The organism is Acidilutibacter cellobiosedens, from assembly GCF_004103715.1.
GTDB classification, from domain to species: domain Bacteria; phylum Bacillota; class Clostridia; order Tissierellales; family Acidilutibacteraceae; genus Acidilutibacter; species Acidilutibacter cellobiosedens.
In genome coordinates this window covers 3,266,927-3,286,474 of the sequence record NZ_CP035282.1, presented here as the reverse complement: position 1 = coordinate 3,286,474, position 19,548 = coordinate 3,266,927, and the positions used below count along the sequence as shown (strand labels likewise).

The window sequence follows — 19,548 nt, the reverse complement described above, 5'->3', positions numbered from 1 at the left end:
AGTAAGGATTGTTACTCTTCGGAGGCTTGACCTTATAATTAGTAAATACTGATTATAAAATCAAGACTTCGAAGAGTTTTTTTATTAGGAGTGACAGAAATATGCTTAATTTGATTAAAAAGAAAAATGAAGAGTTGTATTCGATAGCAAATGGAGAAGTTATTTCTATTACAAGAGTTAATGATAAACTATTTGCTAAAAAACTATTAGGAGACGGTGTTGCTTTTTTATTATCCGACGGGAAAATATATTCACCATGTGATGCAGAAGTAGTAATGGTAGCGGAAACAAAACATGCAATTGGACTAAAAACAAAAAATGGAAGCGAATTGTTAATTCATCTTGGCTTTGATACAGTTAATTTGAATGGTGAGGGATTTAGTGTTTTTGTTAAAGCTGGTGATAAAGTGAAGCGAGGCACAAAATTATTAGAAGTTAATTTAAAATTTATGAATTCGAAAAAAATTGATCTAACAACGCCCATGATTTTAACTAATGGTGATGAATATAGTTTAAATATATTGAAGTCAAATCAGAAAGTAAGCTTAAATGATATAATAATTAAATTAGAAAAAAAACAATAAAAATGGGGAGAAAATTTATGAAAATTGTTCGCAACATAAATAATAACGTTTCCCTTTGTAAAGACAGTAAAAATAGAGAGGTAGTAATCTTTGGAAAGGGAGTTGGCTTTCTAAAAGCTAATGAAGAAGTTCCCTTATCTAAGATAGAAAGGACATTCTATAATGTTAATAAGAATTATTTAGACGTAATTGCATCATTACCTGAAAATGTGCTAGAGGTGTCAAGTAAGATTATTGATATGGCAAATATTAAACTTAATACAAGCTATAAGTCTAACGTTGTCTTATCGTTGGCTGATCACATCAATTATGCAATACAAAGAAGGCAAAACAACATTAGTATTAAGTTGCCATTGATATATGAAATAAGGCACTTGTATCCAAAAGAAACAGAAATAGGTATAGATGCTGTTAAATTAATTTCAAACGAATTAAATGTTAATCTTCTGAGTGAGGAAGCAGTGAGCATTACACTACATTTAGTAAATTATGGAATTACAAATAATCCTATTGATGAAAAGAATGAAGAAAAGATTATTGCTAATTGTACTAAGCTAATTGAAGATGAGCTTAATATTAAGATAGATAGGTCGTCATTTAATTATTTTAGATTTGTATCACATTTGCATTATTTATTCTCAAGAACAAATGAACAGATGAAGAGTGATAACGAACAAATATACAAAATGTTAAAGAATAAATTTACAGATACAGATATATATGATTGTACGATAAGAATTCGAGATTATTTGTGCAAGATGCTAGATTTTAGATTAAATGATGAAGAATTACTATATTTGATGATACACATTAATAGATTATGTGTACGTGAGGATTGTTACCGACAGGGCTTGACCTCAACATAAAAAGGGATAATTTTCTTTTTGATGTTGAGGTTTTTATTTTAGCAAATACGATGTAATTGCGCGCAACATCGTTTGCATATAAAACTATAAGGTGGTCAGCCATGAAAAGTCAACTCTAATCGTAGTCTTTTTTAAATTTAGGCTCTGTTTAACAAAGGTGTTGAGTTTGGCAATACCATTTGGATTTATCATCATAGACTTGATTGGAATAAATGCTCATGAGCATAAGACCAGGCATATCCAGCTTATAAATGTCCACAGTATCTGAAATGCATTATAAATCACAAATCTAAAAAGAGAGGAGAGTATGATATTTAACTTCTATAAATATCATACGAGAGGAAATATGAAAAAGAAAGATTATTCAATAATGTCATCTGAAATCGTCAAAAGTATTGGAGGTAAAGATAACATTAGCTTTTTTACACATTGTGTAACTAGATTAAGATTTAATTTAAAAGACAAAGGATTAGTGTATTTGTCAACCGAAAATTAGGTCAAAAGACCATTTAATTTTAGGTCACTTTCTTGTAAATAAATGTGCCTCTAAAATTTGTGTACAAAGGCACAAATACTTTAAGCTGTTAAAGATTTAATAGATGCACCATTTTCTCTTAATGTTTCTCTTAGCCGATAAGAATCACCCTCCATGTCGACAAGAATTGCCTTGTAAGTAAGTCTATCTATCATCGCACTTGTAACTGTCGGATCACCGAAAACCTCAATCCAACGCTCAAATGAAAGGTTAGAAGTAATTATTGTTGATTTCCTTGCTGCCCTTAAAGAAAGATTATTAAACAGCAGATCTGTCCCTTCCCGGTCAAACGAGGTGTACCCAAGTTCATCTGCCACTACAAGGTCATATTTTTCAAATCTATTCTCAAAATATCTCAAGGTCTTAGCGCTATTGCTTTCCTTCAATGTAGTAACCAGTAGTGGAATTGTCGTGAACAGAACCTTATAACCTGCCATGCAAGCCTTTAATGCTAAAGCAATACTAACCATAGTTTTTCCGGTTCCCGGGTTACCGGTCATTATGATATTTTTGCCTTTTTCGATAAAATCAAGTGTTGCTAACTCAGGAAGTCTTTTCTGCATATCTACTGGGAGACAGTCAATTTCAATATCTTCAATATATTGCCTGTAAGGCAAATGTGCATTTCGAATACGACATTCAATGGAACGCTTATCCTTTTCTTCCATCTCATAAGTTAAAAGCTTATGAAGAAAATCCTCATAATCAGCCGCTTCAGATATTACTTCTTCATAGTGAGTTTTAATTCCTTTAAGTTTCAATATATTACAGTATTCTTTAATCTCTTCATTTAATTTAACCTTCATACTATACAGCCTCCTTGTTAAGCTTTCTTGATTGGAGTGCTGCAAGTTTATCATAAATCGATAATGTGCTCCTTGATTTTTCAGTTAGATGATCATTTAATGGAACAGTAACACAAATTTCTTTTTCCTTTCTACTTTCACAAATCACCTTAACCTTATCAGCACTCATATCCATTGGTGACAGTTTTTCAAGTTCCCTTAAAGCTTCTGTCACAGCATGGATTCCTTTTTCATAAATAATTTCTAAAACTTGTAGAAATGTCTTGGCATCTTTGGTATAATACTGTTCATAGATATATTTGATCTGGGTGTCCGTTTGGAGCAGTGCTGTGCTTCCTTTGAGGGCACCTGGTTTTTTATGTAGAGTTCTAAGATAATGATGAATCTCAATTTTCCAGTCATGCAGTTTAAAACTGCGGTCATGTTTAGCTACAATGCTGTTATCGTAGTAGATAATTATCTTATCTGTAAACATCTTCACTTTTACCATTTTACCAACTAATGTATCCGGCACAGAATAATGATTTTGACTTACCGTTACGGTCGAATATTTGTCAACACGGTTTTCTGAATAAATACTGCTTTCAAACTTAGGTAAGTTAGGAAACAAGTGTTTTTGCTCTTCTTTAAAGATTTCCATCGGCACCAATCCGTTAGATGTTTCTTTATTATTAAGCTTCATACATTCTTCAAAAAGAAACTTGTTTGCTTCTGCAAGAGTGTCGAATTTGTCATTACCCGGCTCACTGAATACTTTTCTTCTAACATATTCTACACTTCTCTCAACGTGGCCCTTTTCATTGCCTTTTGCAATATTCGTGAACCTAAAGTTGAATCCATAGTATATTGATAATTCTGTCAATGCTTTTGTTGGCTCTTTTTCGAACAATCCAACAAATTTCTTAACTGCAACCCTCATATTATCATAGACCATTGTTCTAAAATTACCTTTGCAAAATGAGAAAAATTCTGCATGTGATTGTTGAAATGCTGGAGTATCTTGAGATTTAAAAAGCATTGAATATCTGATTCCGCTTTTAGCAGGAGTAAAAACTGCCATTTGATAAGCTTTATATCCTTCTCCCCCTATATCTAATTTTGCCGTACCCCAGTCAAATTCACATACATCTCCAAGAACATATTCTTGTCTTATGAAAGCTTCACGATGCCTATCCTCGATTGTTTTAACTAATCTTTTAACTGATGAATAACTAATATTAAAATTTTTCTTTAACAAGTATTCATGAATATCAATTTTTCTCATTTGCTGCTTTGACATACCGTTAGCACGCTTCCATTCATTAACCTTTAAGCATTCTTCAATTACTTCAATCATCTCAGATGTTACCTTGTTTGGCCCTCTGTTTTCAGAATTGTATTTTGGTTTTTCAACAATTGCTTGAATTAATTCTTTTGTATCTGTTTCAGGATTTTTTGCTAAAAGTTCTTGCTTTTGATTTTCATACTCATTTACATATTTATTTACAGTATCCTTGCTCATGTGAAGCTCACTGGCAATGCTTCGATTGCTCATACCGTCAATATGTTTAAGTATGATTTTTTGTTTTTGATTCAATTTTATCACTTCCTTCTCTTCCTCCTCCCAGTTTATACTGAAAGGATACCATATTTTCTTAAGAAAGTGACCTAATTTTCAATGAGCCAGCTGACCTATTTTTAGATTAGCATAAACAATTAGTAAATAGTAATGAAATTGAAAAGATACCGGGTGTAATTGGATGCCAATGGGTTGGCGATCAATTACAAATTATAGTCGGGCAAGAAGTTGGCGATGTATATGAAACAATTTGCAAACTTGAGGGATTTAAAAAGGAAGATACAATTAAAGAAAATATTGATCCCGCTTTAAAAGAAAAGAAAAAGTTCTCATTCAAGTATCTTTTTAACACAGTTATTATAGGTACAATTTCGGAATGTGTATTTCCTATTTTTCCAATTTTTGTTGGCGCTGGAATTATAAAAATGCTTGCTACAATTTTAGGACCAAATTTATTGAATCTTTTTTCAGCAGAGAGTGACGTTTTAACTTTATTAAATTTTGTAGGAGATGCTGGGTTTTATTATTTCCCGGTTTTTGTCGCTTGGACAGCAGCAAAAAGATTTAATACAAGTATTCCAATTGCTTTATTTTTAAGCACCGTATTGGTTCATCCAACATTGGTTGGACTAGTTACAGAAGGTACTAAATTTACAGTTTTTGGTATACCAATGACTTTAGTTAAATATTCAAATCAATTATTACCTAGTATTTTAATGGTTTGGATTTTATCTTACGTGTATAAATATATAGATAAAATTTGTCCGAAGTCTGTTAAAATAGCTGTTGTTCCTTTATGTACAGTTCTTATTATGCTTCCCATAACACTATGTTTATTAGGTCCTATTGGAAGCTATTGTGGTATTCTGATTGCAATGTTTGCTAACTGGCTTGTTTCAACAGTTGGGCCGTTAGCAGTAGGATTAATTGGTGGATTATGGTATGTGCTTGTTGGTTTAGGAATGGATAAGGCTTTAGTACCGGTTATATTGAATCAGTTTGCAAATTATGGATATGACAACCTATTTTGGTTGAGTGCCATTGTTGCCACATATGCTTTAATAGGAGTAGCTATTGCCTACGCTATTCGATCAAAAAAGGAAGAAAGAGCAATGAATACATCTAATGCAATTACTTTAATTTTAGGAGGAGTCAGTGAGCCAACAATTTTCGGATGTATTTTCCGCTTCAAAAAAGCTATGGCATGGTTGTTCATTGGTGGTTTTATAGGTGGTATTATTGCTTCAATACTAAATGTAAAAGCATATACCATAGGAACAGGAAATTTTTTATTCTTTACGGTATGTGCAGGTGGAGATGGTTCAAGTTTAGTCCCTGCAATCATTGCTTGTGTTATAGCATTTTCAGTTAGTTTTATTTTAGGATTAGTATTTGGTTTTACAGAAAAGTCTGGAAAACAAGTGAAAGAAAATAAAGATACATTGTCTGTTTAATTAAGTGACGTTGCAGAATCAGATAAAGTAAATAAGCTACATTGAACCACAGGAAATAAATCTAAAAAGAAAGGAGAATATGATATTTAGCTTCTATAGATATCATACAAATAAATATGAAAGTATTAGTAGCACATATTACATCGGAATGTAATGAACATATCTCCCATGTCGTAGATTTAGATGAATTTTTGCTATTGTATGGAGACGATTGCATAAAAGCAATGCATATTAAAGATGTTTTTGAGAAAAAAAATATTGAGCTAGTTCCTGCAATTTTTGCAGGTCTTAATCCAAGTGGGATGATTAAGCGTGAAGCCTTTGATTTTATTGTAAATAAAATTATAAATACAATTAGGGATAATATTAATGAAATAGATGGAATGTATCTTCAACTTCATGGTGCAAGCGGGATAAAGAATCTTGATGAAGTTTCCGGAGAGCATTATCTTATTAAGAAAATCAGAGAGGTCGTGGGTAAATACATGCCAATTGCGGTAGTAATGGATCCGCATGGAAATATAACCGAAAAATTGGCGAGAAATGTTAATTTAGTTCGTTGTTATAGAGAATCTCCACATTCGGATCAGGTAGATACAGAAAGATTAGTTGCTGAAAAATTTATTAATCTTTTAGAAAATAGAAGAGAAATGAAGCCGATTATTCGAAAATTACCAATTATGGTTGGGGGAGAAAGAAGTGTTTCAGCACAGGAACCTATGCTGACTATAAATGCAATGTTGGATGAAGCTGAAAAAGATTCCAGAGTTTTCTCGGATTCCTATCATGTAGGATATATTCGTCATGATGACGATAAATTAGGCGCGGCGGTTGTAGTTGTACCGAATACGCCACAGGATATCCAATATTGCGAAAAAATTGCAGACAAGATTTCAGAATATGCCTGGGCACATAGACAAGAATTTAAATTTAGCGGAAATTTTGATGAACCTGTCGAATCTGTAAAAAGAGCAATCAATTTTGCAGGGAAAACAGCAGTTATTACTGATTCAGGAGATAACTGTGGAGCAGGTGGAGCCGGCCAGAATACAGTTATCTTAAGAGAATTATTAAAATCCGATTTATGTGGGAAAAAAATACTTGTTGCAGGAATTAATGATCCGATAGCATATAGTAAAATGAATCTATATAAAATAGGAGACCATGTTTCAATTGATTTAGGAGTAGGAGAAGATGAATTGTCAACTCCGGTTCATATTGAAGGAACGTTGAAACAAATAGGTGAAGAAATGTATGGGTTATGTAGTTCATATGTTGTAGGTAAAGCATATACAGTAAATATTGATAATTCCTTTATTGACGTAATAATTCTAAATAAGAATATACAATATGGTAATATGGATCAATTCCATAAAGCCGGATTAGAATTTCATGACTATGATATTGCAGTTGTTAAAATGGGATATCTTGATACGTATTTAGTGCCTGAGACTGCATATCATATTATGGCGTTGACTGATGGCCCAACAGTGCAAAGGTCGGAAAGGATTCCTTTCAAACGCATTTATAGACCAATGTGGCCTATGGACGAATTTGAAGATTTAAAATATATTGATTAATTTTCATTAAGGATATCCTTAAATATAATAAAGCTGGGATGTTTTATGAAGAAAATTGTTGAAGTATGTGCAGGTAGTTATCAAGACTGTTTATCGGCTTATAAAGGAGGGGCCAATCGCGTTGAGCTTAACAGTGCATTAAGTGTTGGAGGATTGACCCCGAGTTTGGCAACTTTAATTCATGTAAAGAGAGAGACAAAATTAAATGTGGTATGTATGGTTCGCCCACGTGCTGCTGGATTTTGTTATGACGATTCAGATGCAATGATTATGATGGAAGATGCAAAGATCTTTTTAGAGAATGGTGCGGATGGCATTGCATTTGGATTTTTAAAAGCCGATAATAATGTAGATCTTGAAAAGACAAAAATAATGGCTGATTTGATTCACGGATGTCAAAAGGAGGCTGTTTTTCATCGAGCTTTTGATGTCTGCCCGAATCCACTAAAGACTATGGAAGAATTGATTTCTTGCAATGTGGACCGCGTTTTAACCAGTGGGCAAGAGGCAAAAGCGATGGAAGGAACTGAACTGATTCGGTTATTACAGATGAAATTTGGAAAGCGGATTCAAATCTTAGCAGGCAGTGGAATCAATGCAGATAATGCCAAAGAAATAATAGCCAAAACAGGAATTTGTCAAGTTCACTCTTCATGCAAAAATTATCGCACTGATCCAACAACTATAAGGAATAATGTAAGTTATTCATATCTTTCAGATCCGCATACAATGGATTACGATGTGGTCGATATAAAACTTGTTAAAAAATTGGTAAACTCACTTTAGGAGCGGGGTATCGGAGAATATCACGGCATCCTATTTCTATTATTCATCTTCTCAAAGCGATAAGGTTGCCCAGAAACTATTGGAAGGATTTCATGGGTATCTAGGAACTAGGAACGAATGCTGAATTGGATATGGAAATATAGACGACATAAAGAGAATCTATGCTGAGCTCATGTTCGCCGTTACCTGATCGAAAGCAGCCCATTAGATAACCAGGGAAAAGAGATACCTGAGTAAATATTCTTGTGTGGTTCCACCGCAAACGAAATAAAAAACAGCTGGGATTAGCTATTAACAATTAGGGTACAAACTTAAGCAAAATACATGAGGAGGAGATAAAATATGAAAAGGTTTTTAGACTTGGCAGCCTCAGATTTTAAAAACATAAGTAAAAAGGACCTTCTTAATTCTATTGTTGCGAGTGAAGGCAGGGTTCTAATGAGTGAAATTATCCCTCATCTCAACCCAACTCTTTACCAAATCTCTGATGCAGAATTAGCTGCAGCTATGGGCGCAGATATTATATTATTAAACATGCTTGATGTAAATAAACCTTTAATTAAAGGCATCCCAATAGAACAGGGTCCAGAAGCAGTTGAAGAACTTAAACGTCTTGTAGGCAGACCATTAGGAATAAACTTAGAACCTGTATCTGAAAGCATTGGACTTGAATTGCCCGAATTAAAATTTAATAAAGGTAGAAAAGCTACTACAGAAAACGCTATAAAAGCAAGGGACCTAGGTATAAAGTTTATACTTATAACCGGTAACCCAGGGATCGGTGTTGGAAATGCACAGATTGCTAAAGCTTTAAAAGAAATTAGCGCTGTTGTTGGTGATGACATAGTCCTCTGTGCTGGTAAAATGCACGCTGCATGTATCCTCTCTGAAGCAGGAGATAACATTATAAGTAAAAATGATATTGAAGAATTCGTAAAGTCCGGTGCTGATGTAATCCTTATTCCTGCCCCTGGTACTGTACCAGGAATAACCCTTGATATTGCTAAAAAACTTATTGCTTATGCACATAAACTTGGTGTAGCAACCTTAACTTCCATAGGAACTTCACAGGAAGGTGCGGATCCAGAGACAATTAGGGAGATTGCTTTAATGTGCAAAATGGCAGGAACTGATATCCATCATATTGGAGACTCCGGTTACCTAGGTATGGCACTACCTGAAAATATCAAAACATATAGCACAGCTATTAGAGGGATTCGTCATACTTATTTAAGGATGGCATGGTCTATTAACAGATAATAATTATAATTATACTTAGGCATTCCTGCTTCAGGGATGCCTTTTTGTACCATGAAAACTTCATGATAGTCGCTATACAAGACACATAACTTAGAAATATAGAGAGCACAAGGGGACGGTTCTTTTGTGTTGTAATAACTTCTAGTGTGTGATAAACTTAGTTAGAGGTGATTTTTATGCCAAGAAAAGCAAGAAAAAAAGTAGTACAGAAATATATCATGCAATGCTTAGAGGAATAAATGGACAAATAATATTTCAAGATAATGAAGACTATGAAAAGTTAGTTCAAACGATTAGAGAATATAAAGAAGTATGTGGGTATGAAATATATGCTTATTGTCTTATGGACAACTATATACATCTGTTGATAAAGGAAGAAAAAGAGGAATTAGGAATAGTATTTCGAAGAATAGGTACTAAATATGTATATTGGTATAATTGTAAATATGAAAGAAGCGGACATTTATTTCAAGATAGATATAAAAGTGAAGTAGTAGAAAATGATAAATATTTTTTAACAGTATTGCGGTATATATATCAAAATCCAGTTAAAGTGGGGATTGAGAATGATATAGCAAAATACCCATGGAGTAGCTATAATGAGTACTTAGGAAAGAAAGGCATTTGTGATACGAAGTTTGCATTTTATATTGTCCAGAGTAGGCCAATTACTACTTTATACCTAATCCCTGAAACAAAAGATCAAGAAAATCACGTTTACATATCTGTCGGTCACCAACAAATGATGACCGACCCCATGAAACCGTTGGGATTGTCTTTTTTCCTGTTGACGACTCGTGCATCCATGCGTAAGGCTGGTGGAAGGTTGTTTGTTGATATCACACATAATCTGGCTTCACCTGACAGCAGAGAAACTTTATTGGATGCCATGGGACAGCATGATCCGCTGATGAAAGATGCACTCATGACCATAATTGAGCGGAATTTTATAAAACTGATGCCGAATTATAAGCAAAAAAAGAGTCTCAGCCAAGGTAATAACGGGATATCGTCTTCGGATATTCAATCACAAATCGAAAACGATCCGGCAATCGTTTCTGATTTGATTAAGAAAAGCCAAACATCCAAACGAAATCAGGATCGGATTTATTTGATTTTATTCTGGAAGATATTCAGGAGTTAAGGAAGATTTTATTTGACCCACAAAGTTCGCGTGTGTTTATGGCTGCTATAAATGCTTCATTATGGATCAATGAAAAAATAAATAAGTGGTTAGGTGAAGAAAATGCAGCAGATACGCTTTCTCAATCTGTATCAAACAATATTACTTCGGAAATGGGTCTGGCACTATTGGATGTCGCAGATGTGATTCGTCCTTATCCGGAAGTAATTGATTATTTGCGACATGTAAAAGATGATAACTTTTTGGCTAAACTGGTTAAGTTTGATGGCGGACAGAAAACCAAAGACGCTATCTATGCTTATCTTAGCAAATACGGAATGCGGTGTTCCGGAGAAATCTATATTACCAAACCTCGCTGGAGTGAAAAACCAACTACACTTGTCCCAATGATTCTCAGTAATATCAAAAACTTTGAGCCTAATACCGGCAAACGGAAATTTGAGCAAGGGCAAAAGGAAGCTTTGAAAAAAGAACAAGAGTTATTAGATCGATTGAAGCAATTGCCGGATGGTGAAGAAAAAGCTAAGAAGACAAAACGAATGATCAGCCTAATCAGGAATTTCATCGGTTATCGTGAATATCCAAAATACGGCATGATTAGGCGTTATTTATAAAAGAGAAGATATATATTATCTTACTTTTGAAGAATTCCGCGAAGTCGTATGCACAAATAAACTGGATTACCGGATCATCACCAAACGAAAAGAAGAGTACAAATTATATAAAAAACTAACTCCCCCACGCGTTATCACGTCTGATGGTGAAATCATTGCCGGAGAGTACAAACGAGAAAATCTCCCGGCGGGCGCTATTGTAGGGCTACCTGTTCTTCCGGGGTAATAGAGGGACGAGCACGTGTCATTTTAAACCTGGAAGATGCTGATTTAGAGGATGGAGATATATTAGTCACCTCCTTTACTGACCCTAGTTGGACACCATTATTTGTATCCATAAAAGGCTTAGTTACCGAAGTTGGTGGACTGATGACTCATGGAGCAGTTATTGCACGTGAATATGGCTTACCAGCAGTTGTCGGAGTAGAAAATATTAATAAACTGATAAAAGATGGGCAACGAATTCGCGTGCATGGAACAGAAGGGTATGTAGAAATCCTATAATGGAGAAGATATTTTTTACTCCTTTTGTATAAAGAAGCTTTATTTTACTCTAATTGAAGATATATATTAACCATGTAGCATCTCTGCTAAGGATGGTCAATTAATGATAAACAAACTTTTTGTGAATATTCAAGATGATATGCGGACGGATACTTCTGTTTAAGATAAGCTGCCATATCAAATAATATAAGCAACTAAAAGCAACCGGAAAACGAAAAATATTTCCGGCTGCTTTTAAATATAAGTTTAATCACTGGTTACCATAAAATGATAAATTATACTTTTAAATCTCTTCTTCGATAGAAGAAATATGTTAAAGCAAAGAAAACGGCTACGAGCAAAATTGAAAGGATAACAGCGCTGGAGCTTAAGCCCTTTCCCTTTATGATGTCTTCATAGCTGAAATATTTAAAAGGTGACAGTACTTTCAGAGCGTTTAGACGATCCGTCAAATCCGTAATTATATATATGACATATCCACCGAGCATTATTCCCGTGGCAAGGGAACCTGAAGTCTTTGGATTTTTCATTAATGCTGAGAGCAAAGCCCCAAGGGACATAAAAATCAGTTGAACTATAAACATACTCAATAGAAACATTGTTACTTCACCGGAAATATCACTTCCCTTGTTGTAAGAACTAACCATAATTATCGATGAAAATAGTGCAACAAGGTTAAGAATTAAGACGTTCACTAAGGCTGCGAGGAGCTTTGAAGTAACGATAGTAGTTCGTGACACGGGTTTTACCATCAGAAACTCAGCAGTTTTATCGCGTTCTTCTTTTGCAATTATGCCGCTTCCTAAAAGTGCGGCATGGATGGCAGCCGTAAGCTCAATGTAAAGAAACATGAGAGCAAAGAAACCGCTTATGGTCGTAACATCAAATGATCCGATTCCGAGTATTGCTTTCATTGTATGCGGCATTTTGTTGAAGACTTCATTGTTAGTTCCGCTGGAGGAATAAGCCGTATACTTGCTCATGCCGCTTACAACCAGCAGAAACATACAGACACTCCATATGATAATAGCTTTTCGATTAGCTTTTAATTCCCTCAAGAAAATATTCGTAATAAAACCTCCCTTGATTCAATCCGGAAGCATCTTTAGCTTACGGCATTAATATCTTTTTTTGTATAAATGATATAGGATACAATTATTGCGACGATTATAATAGCTGTACCGGCAATAAGATATGGTACTTCATATTCTGAGTTTTTAATGATATAAGTACTGTCAAAGTATTTAAAGGGTGATATAAAACGTTCTATGTCGTTGCCTTTATCTGTAGCAATTAATGCGCCTACAATGTAAAATCCAAAAACAGTGCCAAGTGAAATCGGGAGTACGTTTTTAATCTTTTTAAAGAATACCGAAATAACCATACCGATGGACAGAAAAATAAGCTGGACAAAAAGCAATGTAAGGTTAACCATGAAGAACAGCTTTACACTGTAATTCACTATTTCAACAACATTGACCATGATGTACAATGCGGCATAAAATACGGCATCAGTGGCAAGCATTATTGTTAGAGCCGCAAGGAGCTTTGCACTTACGATAGCCGAACGTGAAACAGGTTTAACAAGCAGAAAGTCCGCTGTTCTTTCCCGTGACTCCTTTGAAAGTATGGAAACGCCGAGATTCATGGCCTGTATAGCTCCACAAAGCGTGATAAAGGAAAATACCATAGAGTAAAATCCTAAAAATGATGTAATGTAGTTGATGTCGATTCCAAGCATTGACCTGACGGTGGCCGGGTAACCGCTAAGCAGTTCCTTAAAATCTTCCGCATCATTTGCCATTTCAGGATAGATTGAAATATATAATGCCGCCAGCCCTATTAAGGCGCATGTCCATATAATAGCTGACTTTCTCATGGACTTAAGCTCGTGCAAATACATATTCATATTGTTCAATCCTAATAATGCATGAAAATTTCCTCTAAATCAGGCTCATCAATAGATATGTTGCTAAGCTCAATTTGGCTAACGCTTTTAATAATGGAATTAATGTTTCCTCTGAATATAAAGCTGGCCGTATTATCTTTGATTTTTAAGTCGTTTAAATCCAAAAACCTATCCATCTTCAATATTCAGATTTACATCGATGATGCCTCTTGATTTACCGTAACTTTTTGTAAGATTTTTAGTTTCGATAACACTCATATAAATGTCCTCCTGTATTTTCATTAAAAAAATTTCTAATAAATTAATATTCAAATATTTTATTTGCATCGATCATAAATATTCTTTCTTATATAAATTATTTTTAAGTAAATTAATGCATTCCTCAAATTCTTTGCATAATGAATCAAGATTTACGTTGATTTTGCTTGATGCTATATTTATACATCCATAACCAAACAACGTAAGCATTTTCATTACAAGTTTCAGATCGACATCATCTTTAAATTTCGAAGCATCTATACCTCCGAAAGCAATCTTGCTTCTGAAATCTTTACCTTCACTGCTTGAAAAAATAGCATCTTTATCAACTTTTACTTCGCTATCGCTTTCAAAATATGCACTGGTTAAAAAGGAAAAGATTCCAGGGTGTTTTTTCATAATTGAAATTTTAATGCGAGTAGCGAGAATAATTCTGTCAAAGAAATCAGTAATACTATTATCGAATTTTTCATTAATTTCGTTCTTAAAAATATTGCCGCATAAATTAATTAAATAAAGATATAATGATTTTTTTGTCCCGAAGTAATGAAATATCATTGCCTTTGAAATTCCGGCGGCAGAGGCTATATCTCTTACCGATGTTTTTTTATAGCCGTTTGTGCCAAAGGATGTAAGGGCAGCGTCGATAATTGTATTCTGTTTTTCTACGGGCAAATTTAAAAATTTCTCCAAAAAACCACCTCACACATGATATTAACCGAATCGGTTTATAAAAGCATATCATGATAAACCGGTTTGGTCAATAGATATCTAAAAATATTTTTGCAACTATAAATTGCAAGTTTAATTGCCTTGTCATACTTAATGCCAAGGAGGTCACCAAATTATGCTAACTGGTTATTCTTTGAAATATTGGCACCTATTCCTAAAGCTTTGAAAGTAACTGTTTCAAACTCTTGAAATGAATGTAAGATACTTGAAAACTCTTATATCCGGCTGATTTACGAGGTGATGAGCTAATTGAATAATATAACGTGACGAAAAACGTGGCAAAACCTGTTTAAAAATAGGTGATTACCGTCAATAAAAAATGAACAGTGGAGGCAATCATGTTAAAAAAAATAATATGTAAATGGACAGAAAGTCTATGAATTAGTTGAAAATAAGCTGACCTATTATTTTAAGAATAGCAGGGTAAAAGCGGAAGGTACTTATAAAAATGGTCTGATAGAAGGACATAGAGCAACGCATTTTTTGCTGAAAACGCAAGTGCCGACGGAATTATATCTCAGTTAAAAGCATACTAACGGCAAAAGCAATAACCGCAGTCACTCCTCCCCATGCTAAATCCTTTGGCATGTGCCTCTTCAATGTCAAGGATGCCCATATAATGAAAACAAATAGTACGGCACAAGGCAGAACGCTTTTCCATCCGATAAAGTAAACCATCAGAACCAGTGGTCCTGTAATACAGCAGGAATGACCGCTGGCACGGATTTTTATGAGTTTATTGAATATAGTAAGGACAAAAACGGATATGAAATAGGTGAGATAGATCAACATCATGTCCCGGGTTACGTGCGCTGCCAGTCCGTAAACCAGTGCTGCCAGATATCCGACAAAATTTAAAATAAAAGCAAGGCTTCGTTGCCCTTCACGGCCTTTTCTTTTCCAGGCTGGTATTAACATAGACAATGGATATGAAAGCAACGGAACGATTCCCAAAAGTAAAATAGATATTATCAATTCTGTATGTCCAGAGATGATTCCATCTTTTGTAAAATAAAGAATGATTAGAAGTATGCAGACCATCACAGGCGGTACTGTAACGGTTCGTATGATTTTTGCTATTTTTTCTTTTTTAGTCATTTCTTTTATTCCTCCCCAAAATAGTGCCATATCATCTTTCAAATTTTTTATTTAGCTTGATATTTCCTGGCATAAATTTATTCGTCGGTATTCAGAGCTTTTTGCTTTACGATTTTTATAAATCGGAAAGCAATAGGAGAATTCCATGGTAACACATATACTGAAAATCAGGTACAGTATAATTCATGCCTGTCAGTTGAACTGCTCTAAGCTGCTTTTCTGATAAATATGTCATTGGGTGAAGTCCAAGGATATATGGAAAAAGCACAGATGTAAAAGTATCTTTTGCTTTTTTAGAGGCGTTTGGAAAGTATTTATTTACACTCTCATTGATCGTTCCAAAGATGCGAAATACTGTCTTTTTAAAGTCTGCTATTTTTTCAACCCTACTGTTCTTTTCTAAGAATATAAAAAGAATGGAGAGCAATTTTAACATCTTATCATGGGATTGTAAACTTTTGGTTATAGAAATACTGTACTGCTCCTTCGTCATGCTACTGGTTGAATTCATAATATCTAAAAAATCAGCCTGCCAATGCAGCATTTCCCGTTTAAGAAGATCCAATAGGATTTCATCTTTTGTCTGATAATAATTGTAAATTGATGGGCGGGTGAAAGATGTCATTTTGGAAATCGCCTTAAAGTTTACCCCGTCATATCCGCTTTGACTGAACAGAACATCACATGCATGGATAATTTCTTCCTGCCTGTTAATAATTTGTTCTTGTGTTCTTGCCCTAATAAATTCCATACTTATAATCTCCTCATGCCTCTAATAATAATATATAACTGACACTGTGTCAATAATTATTTTACACAGTGTCAGTTATATTCAAAAAAGTCAAGAAAGAACAGCACAGAAATATATTGATGCTTAGAGAAATAAACAGACAGATAATATTTAAAGATAATGAAGATTATAAGAAATTAATTTAAATAATTAATAAATATAGGGGAATATACGAATATAAAATACATGTTTTTCATCTTATGAGTAATCAAATAAAATTGATAATGAGAGAAGAAGAAAAAGATATTCGTTATACAAAGTTTGTATTTTAACCTTGTAAAGGGAGTAAAAACAGATGTATAGATAACAAAAAAATTTTGATTTTTATAGTTGATTTTCCGAATAACATATGTTAATATTAACATATGTTATTCGGAATAGGAGGGATAAGATATGTCAATTAAATATGCAATTTTAGGAATTTTAAGTTATAATTCTTTTACTGGGTATGAATTAAAAAAAATTATAAGGGATTCATCATTTATGTATTGGTCCGGAAACAATAACCAAATATACAAATCATTAATAGAGCTTCTTGACGGAAGGCTTGTTACGAGTGAAGTTCGTTATCAGGAAAGCTCTCCTTCAAAAAAAATTTATACAATTACTGAAAAAGGATTGGATGAACTGAAAAAATGGATACTTTCTTCTCCAGAGCCTCCTGAATTTAAAAAAACTTTTTTAATTCAACTTGCTTGGGCGGACCAACTCAGCACAGATGAATTGAATACTTTGTTATCTCAATATGAAGATGAAATTAAAATGCAAATTATATTACAACAAGAGATGAGACGCAGACAGGCTTTTTTCCCCAACAGAACTCCAAGAGAAGGATTTATATGGGATATGATTTATCAAAATATCATTTCTTCTTACGAGAATGAGTTGGAATGGATAAAAAGATTGCGCACTGAACTTTTTTGTAACCATAACGAGGAGGAGATAAACACGATGAATTATGCTGTTGTTAAAAGAAAGGATAAAAAATATATTGAATGTGCTTCAGCGAAAACACCAATCCACAATGAACAAAATGCATTGGATTTAATTGCTGCCTGCATTGAACACGATACTAATCTGTTAATGATCCATATGGAAGCTTTAGATGATGATTTTTTTAGGCTGAGGACAGGGTTGGCAGGAGATATATTACAAAAGTTTATAAATTACCACATAAAAGTGACGATTGTTATTACGGACAGTCAAAAAGTTAAGGGAAAGTTAAGGGAGTTTTTATCCGAATCTAATAGAGGAGATAACTTTAGAGCATTTAATAACAAAAATGAAGCTGAAAATTGGCTTTTAGATTTATAATGGAAGGAATGAAAATTGTATTTCTTGAGTATTGAATGTTGCCTAATAAAGAAATTTTACGTAAATACACAGTATGGTAATACTTTCAGTATAGTCTGAGGTGAACAGAATGAAAAAAATAAATGTAATAAGAAGAATCGGTATTGTTTTTTTTGTTTTACTGGTTGGAGCATTAACCGCCGGATATATATATCAAATGATGAGCGTTAAAAAAGATGAAAAATTATATAAACCTCCGGGTACGCTTTATAAGGTCGGGAATAAAAAGATGCATCTGTATGAAGGAGGTAGTGGAGATGCAACTGTAGTATTTGCTGCAGGTTGGGGAACGGTGAATCCCTATGTTGATTTTTATCCTCTTTATGGAAACATATCGAAATTTGCAAAATTTATAGTTTATGATAAATTTGGATATGGATACAGTGATACTACGGACAAAAAACGAGAAATTGATGTAATAGTTGATGAAATCCATGAGATTCTGACTGTTTCAGGGCAAAAACCACCCTATATTTTTGTAGGCCATTCATTGGCTTCCCTTGAAATAATAAGGTATTCCCAATTGTATAAAAACGAAGTGAAAGGAATTGTTTTGATCGATGGGGGAAATCCTGAGCTTTATGCCAAAACAAAGCCGATTACCTTTATCAGTACTTTTCAAAGACAGCTGATAAATTTTGGCATAGCGAGAGTACTATATAAGACAAATGGTTTTGCGGATTATGTAAATTCCCAACGTAACGGGCTTAGGCTTTTGCCTTCGGAGCTGAAGAAATTGGATGAAACTGCTACCCTTCTTAAGGGAAATAACGAAAATATTATTGATGAAATGAAAAAAAGCCAGGAAAATGCTGAAAAGGTTGTCAACGCAGGGAAACTTCAAGATATACCGTTGACAATCATAACCAGTGGCGATTTTGGCAATGTAAGTAAAGAATGGTTGGACAGCCAGAAAAAAATGATGGAATGGTCGAATAACAGTAGGCAGTTTGTAGTAAAAGATTCAAAACATTATATTCATCAATACCATCCGGAAATTATTGCTGATGAAATAATTAATATAATAAATAAAAAATGATAAGTGAAGAATCGATTAATATAAATACTGTAAAATCAGGAGGTTTATTTATGGATACGAAATTAATAAAATTGAATTTGCAAAAATTTTATAATCAAGAAGCGTCATTAAGAAATGCTAACTCGAAAGAGGAATGGAAGAAAAATCAGAGAGATTATTTTTATAATAATTATATAAAGGCCGAAAATAAACGGTCTTTGCTGGAAATCGGGGCAGGAACTGGTGAAGACAGTCAGTTTTTTATGAAATGTGGATTAAGAGTTACCGCCGTCGATCTGTCAAGCGAAATGGTTAAGATCTGCAGTAAAAAGTCTGTAGAAGCATATGAGTGGGATTTCTACAATATTGCCGCTTTAAACAGAAAATTTGATTGTATCTGGTCTATGAATAGTCTCCTGCACGTTCCGAAGCCGGATTTATCACATGTATTGAATGAAATTGACTCGGTTTTAAATGAAAACGGCTTGTTCTATATGGGTGTATATGGTGGTATTGATACAGAGAGCAATTATATTAATGAAGTTTCCGATGTTCCACGCTATTTTTCCTATTATTCCGAGTATAAATTGAAAGAGATATTAGGCGGTATATTTGAAATCATCGAATTTAAACAAATGGACGTTGGCAGGAATACTGACTTTCAGGCCGCGATTATGAGAACGAGAAAATAGTTTTTAC

Annotated in this window: 21 protein-coding genes; 13 read left to right on the top strand and 8 right to left on the bottom strand. The window is 33.9% G+C overall.

Annotated features, from left to right (window positions below; translation table 11 throughout):
• Positions 1-101 precede the first annotated feature (101 nt).
• From EQM13_RS15830 to EQM13_RS18940, 3 genes are all read left to right on the top strand, one after another.
• The gene (locus tag EQM13_RS15830; RefSeq protein ID WP_071139247.1) at positions 102-584 is read left to right on the top strand and encodes a PTS sugar transporter subunit IIA; all 483 of its coding nucleotides are present in this window, start codon (positions 102-104) and stop codon (positions 582-584) included.
• A gap of 17 nt (positions 585-601) precedes the next feature.
• On the top strand, positions 602-1,450 hold the full coding sequence (locus EQM13_RS15825) for a PRD domain-containing protein (RefSeq protein WP_071139246.1): 849 nt from the start codon (positions 602-604) through the stop codon (positions 1,448-1,450).
• Between the two features lie 307 nt (positions 1,451-1,757).
• A complete protein-coding gene (locus tag EQM13_RS18940) occupies positions 1,758-1,946 on the top strand; it encodes a PTS transporter subunit EIIB (RefSeq protein ID WP_320053675.1) in 189 nt (62 codons plus the stop codon).
• A gap of 80 nt (positions 1,947-2,026) precedes the next feature.
• On the opposite strand, the gene istB is transcribed toward EQM13_RS18940, so the two are convergent.
• Both istB and istA read right to left on the bottom strand, forming a co-directional pair.
• On the bottom strand, positions 2,027-2,791 hold the full coding sequence (gene istB, locus EQM13_RS15815; RefSeq protein ID WP_114217624.1) for an IS21-like element helper ATPase IstB: 765 nt from the start codon (positions 2,789-2,791) through the stop codon (positions 2,027-2,029).
• A 1-nt stretch (position 2,792) separates the two neighbouring features.
• Positions 2,793-4,376, bottom strand: coding sequence for an IS21 family transposase (gene istA, locus EQM13_RS15810; protein WP_128751667.1), 1,584 nt, complete (start codon positions 4,374-4,376; stop codon positions 2,793-2,795).
• Between the two features lie 128 nt (positions 4,377-4,504).
• Between istA and EQM13_RS15805 the strand changes: the two genes are divergently transcribed.
• The 7 genes from EQM13_RS15805 to EQM13_RS18765 all read left to right on the top strand — a co-directional run bounded on the left by EQM13_RS15805 (position 4,505) and on the right by EQM13_RS18765 (position 11,691).
• The gene (locus EQM13_RS15805) at positions 4,505-5,803 is read left to right on the top strand and encodes a PTS transporter subunit EIIC (protein ID WP_320054952.1); all 1,299 of its coding nucleotides are present in this window, start codon (positions 4,505-4,507) and stop codon (positions 5,801-5,803) included.
• A 116-nt stretch (positions 5,804-5,919) separates the two neighbouring features.
• Positions 5,920-7,383: a M81 family metallopeptidase gene (locus EQM13_RS15800; RefSeq protein WP_071139245.1), complete on the top strand. Its 1,464-nt coding sequence runs from the start codon at positions 5,920-5,922 to the stop codon at positions 7,381-7,383.
• A gap of 45 nt (positions 7,384-7,428) precedes the next feature.
• On the top strand, positions 7,429-8,169 hold the full coding sequence (locus EQM13_RS15795) for a copper homeostasis protein CutC (RefSeq protein ID WP_071139244.1): 741 nt from the start codon (positions 7,429-7,431) through the stop codon (positions 8,167-8,169).
• A 342-nt stretch (positions 8,170-8,511) separates the two neighbouring features.
• The gene (locus EQM13_RS15790) at positions 8,512-9,429 is read left to right on the top strand and encodes a DUF7916 family protein (protein ID WP_071139243.1); all 918 of its coding nucleotides are present in this window, start codon (positions 8,512-8,514) and stop codon (positions 9,427-9,429) included.
• 148 nt (positions 9,430-9,577) lie between these two features.
• Positions 9,578-10,573 carry a transposase gene (locus EQM13_RS18775; protein ID WP_234958800.1) on the top strand — a complete coding sequence of 332 codons (996 nt, stop codon included), beginning with the start codon at positions 9,578-9,580 and terminating at the stop codon, positions 10,571-10,573.
• 38 nt (positions 10,574-10,611) lie between these two features.
• Positions 10,612-11,187, top strand: a complete 576-nt coding sequence (locus EQM13_RS18770) for a PEP-utilizing enzyme (protein WP_240662952.1) — start codon at positions 10,612-10,614, stop codon at positions 11,185-11,187.
• Between the two features lie 225 nt (positions 11,188-11,412).
• Complete coding sequence (locus EQM13_RS18765) at positions 11,413-11,691, top strand: PEP-utilizing enzyme (protein WP_320054951.1); 279 nt, start codon at positions 11,413-11,415, stop codon at positions 11,689-11,691.
• Positions 11,692-11,966: 275 nt separating this feature from the next.
• On the opposite strand, the gene EQM13_RS15770 is transcribed toward EQM13_RS18765, so the two are convergent.
• From EQM13_RS15770 to EQM13_RS15740, 6 genes are all read right to left on the bottom strand, one after another.
• Positions 11,967-12,749: an ABC transporter permease subunit gene (locus EQM13_RS15770; protein ID WP_200796017.1), complete on the bottom strand. Its 783-nt coding sequence runs from the start codon at positions 12,747-12,749 to the stop codon at positions 11,967-11,969.
• Positions 12,750-12,796: 47 nt separating this feature from the next.
• Positions 12,797-13,600 (bottom strand): ABC transporter permease subunit, encoded by an 804-nt coding sequence (locus EQM13_RS15765; RefSeq protein ID WP_071139241.1) that lies wholly within the window; start codon positions 13,598-13,600, stop codon positions 12,797-12,799.
• A gap of 11 nt (positions 13,601-13,611) precedes the next feature.
• Positions 13,612-13,776 (bottom strand): hypothetical protein, encoded by a 165-nt coding sequence (locus tag EQM13_RS15760; protein WP_206172726.1) that lies wholly within the window; start codon positions 13,774-13,776, stop codon positions 13,612-13,614.
• A 154-nt stretch (positions 13,777-13,930) separates the two neighbouring features.
• Positions 13,931-14,551 (bottom strand): TetR/AcrR family transcriptional regulator, encoded by a 621-nt coding sequence (locus EQM13_RS15750; RefSeq protein ID WP_128753176.1) that lies wholly within the window; start codon positions 14,549-14,551, stop codon positions 13,931-13,933.
• A gap of 549 nt (positions 14,552-15,100) precedes the next feature.
• The gene (locus EQM13_RS15745) at positions 15,101-15,688 is read right to left on the bottom strand and encodes a hypothetical protein (protein ID WP_128753175.1); all 588 of its coding nucleotides are present in this window, start codon (positions 15,686-15,688) and stop codon (positions 15,101-15,103) included.
• A gap of 115 nt (positions 15,689-15,803) precedes the next feature.
• Positions 15,804-16,439 (bottom strand): TetR family transcriptional regulator, encoded by a 636-nt coding sequence (locus EQM13_RS15740; RefSeq protein ID WP_071139236.1) that lies wholly within the window; start codon positions 16,437-16,439, stop codon positions 15,804-15,806.
• A 432-nt stretch (positions 16,440-16,871) separates the two neighbouring features.
• On the opposite strand from EQM13_RS15740, the gene EQM13_RS15735 reads away from it, so the two are divergent.
• The 3 genes from EQM13_RS15735 (at position 16,872) to EQM13_RS15725 (ending at position 19,541) form a co-directional block, all read left to right on the top strand.
• On the top strand, positions 16,872-17,792 hold the full coding sequence (locus tag EQM13_RS15735) for a DUF4180 domain-containing protein (RefSeq protein ID WP_128753174.1): 921 nt from the start codon (positions 16,872-16,874) through the stop codon (positions 17,790-17,792).
• Between the two features lie 109 nt (positions 17,793-17,901).
• Entirely contained in the window at positions 17,902-18,870 is a 969-nt protein-coding gene (locus EQM13_RS15730; protein ID WP_128753173.1) for an alpha/beta fold hydrolase, read from the top strand.
• A 50-nt stretch (positions 18,871-18,920) separates the two neighbouring features.
• Positions 18,921-19,541 carry a class I SAM-dependent methyltransferase gene (locus EQM13_RS15725; protein WP_161567286.1) on the top strand — a complete coding sequence of 207 codons (621 nt, stop codon included), beginning with the start codon at positions 18,921-18,923 and terminating at the stop codon, positions 19,539-19,541.
• The last annotated feature ends 7 nt before the right edge of the window (positions 19,542-19,548 follow it).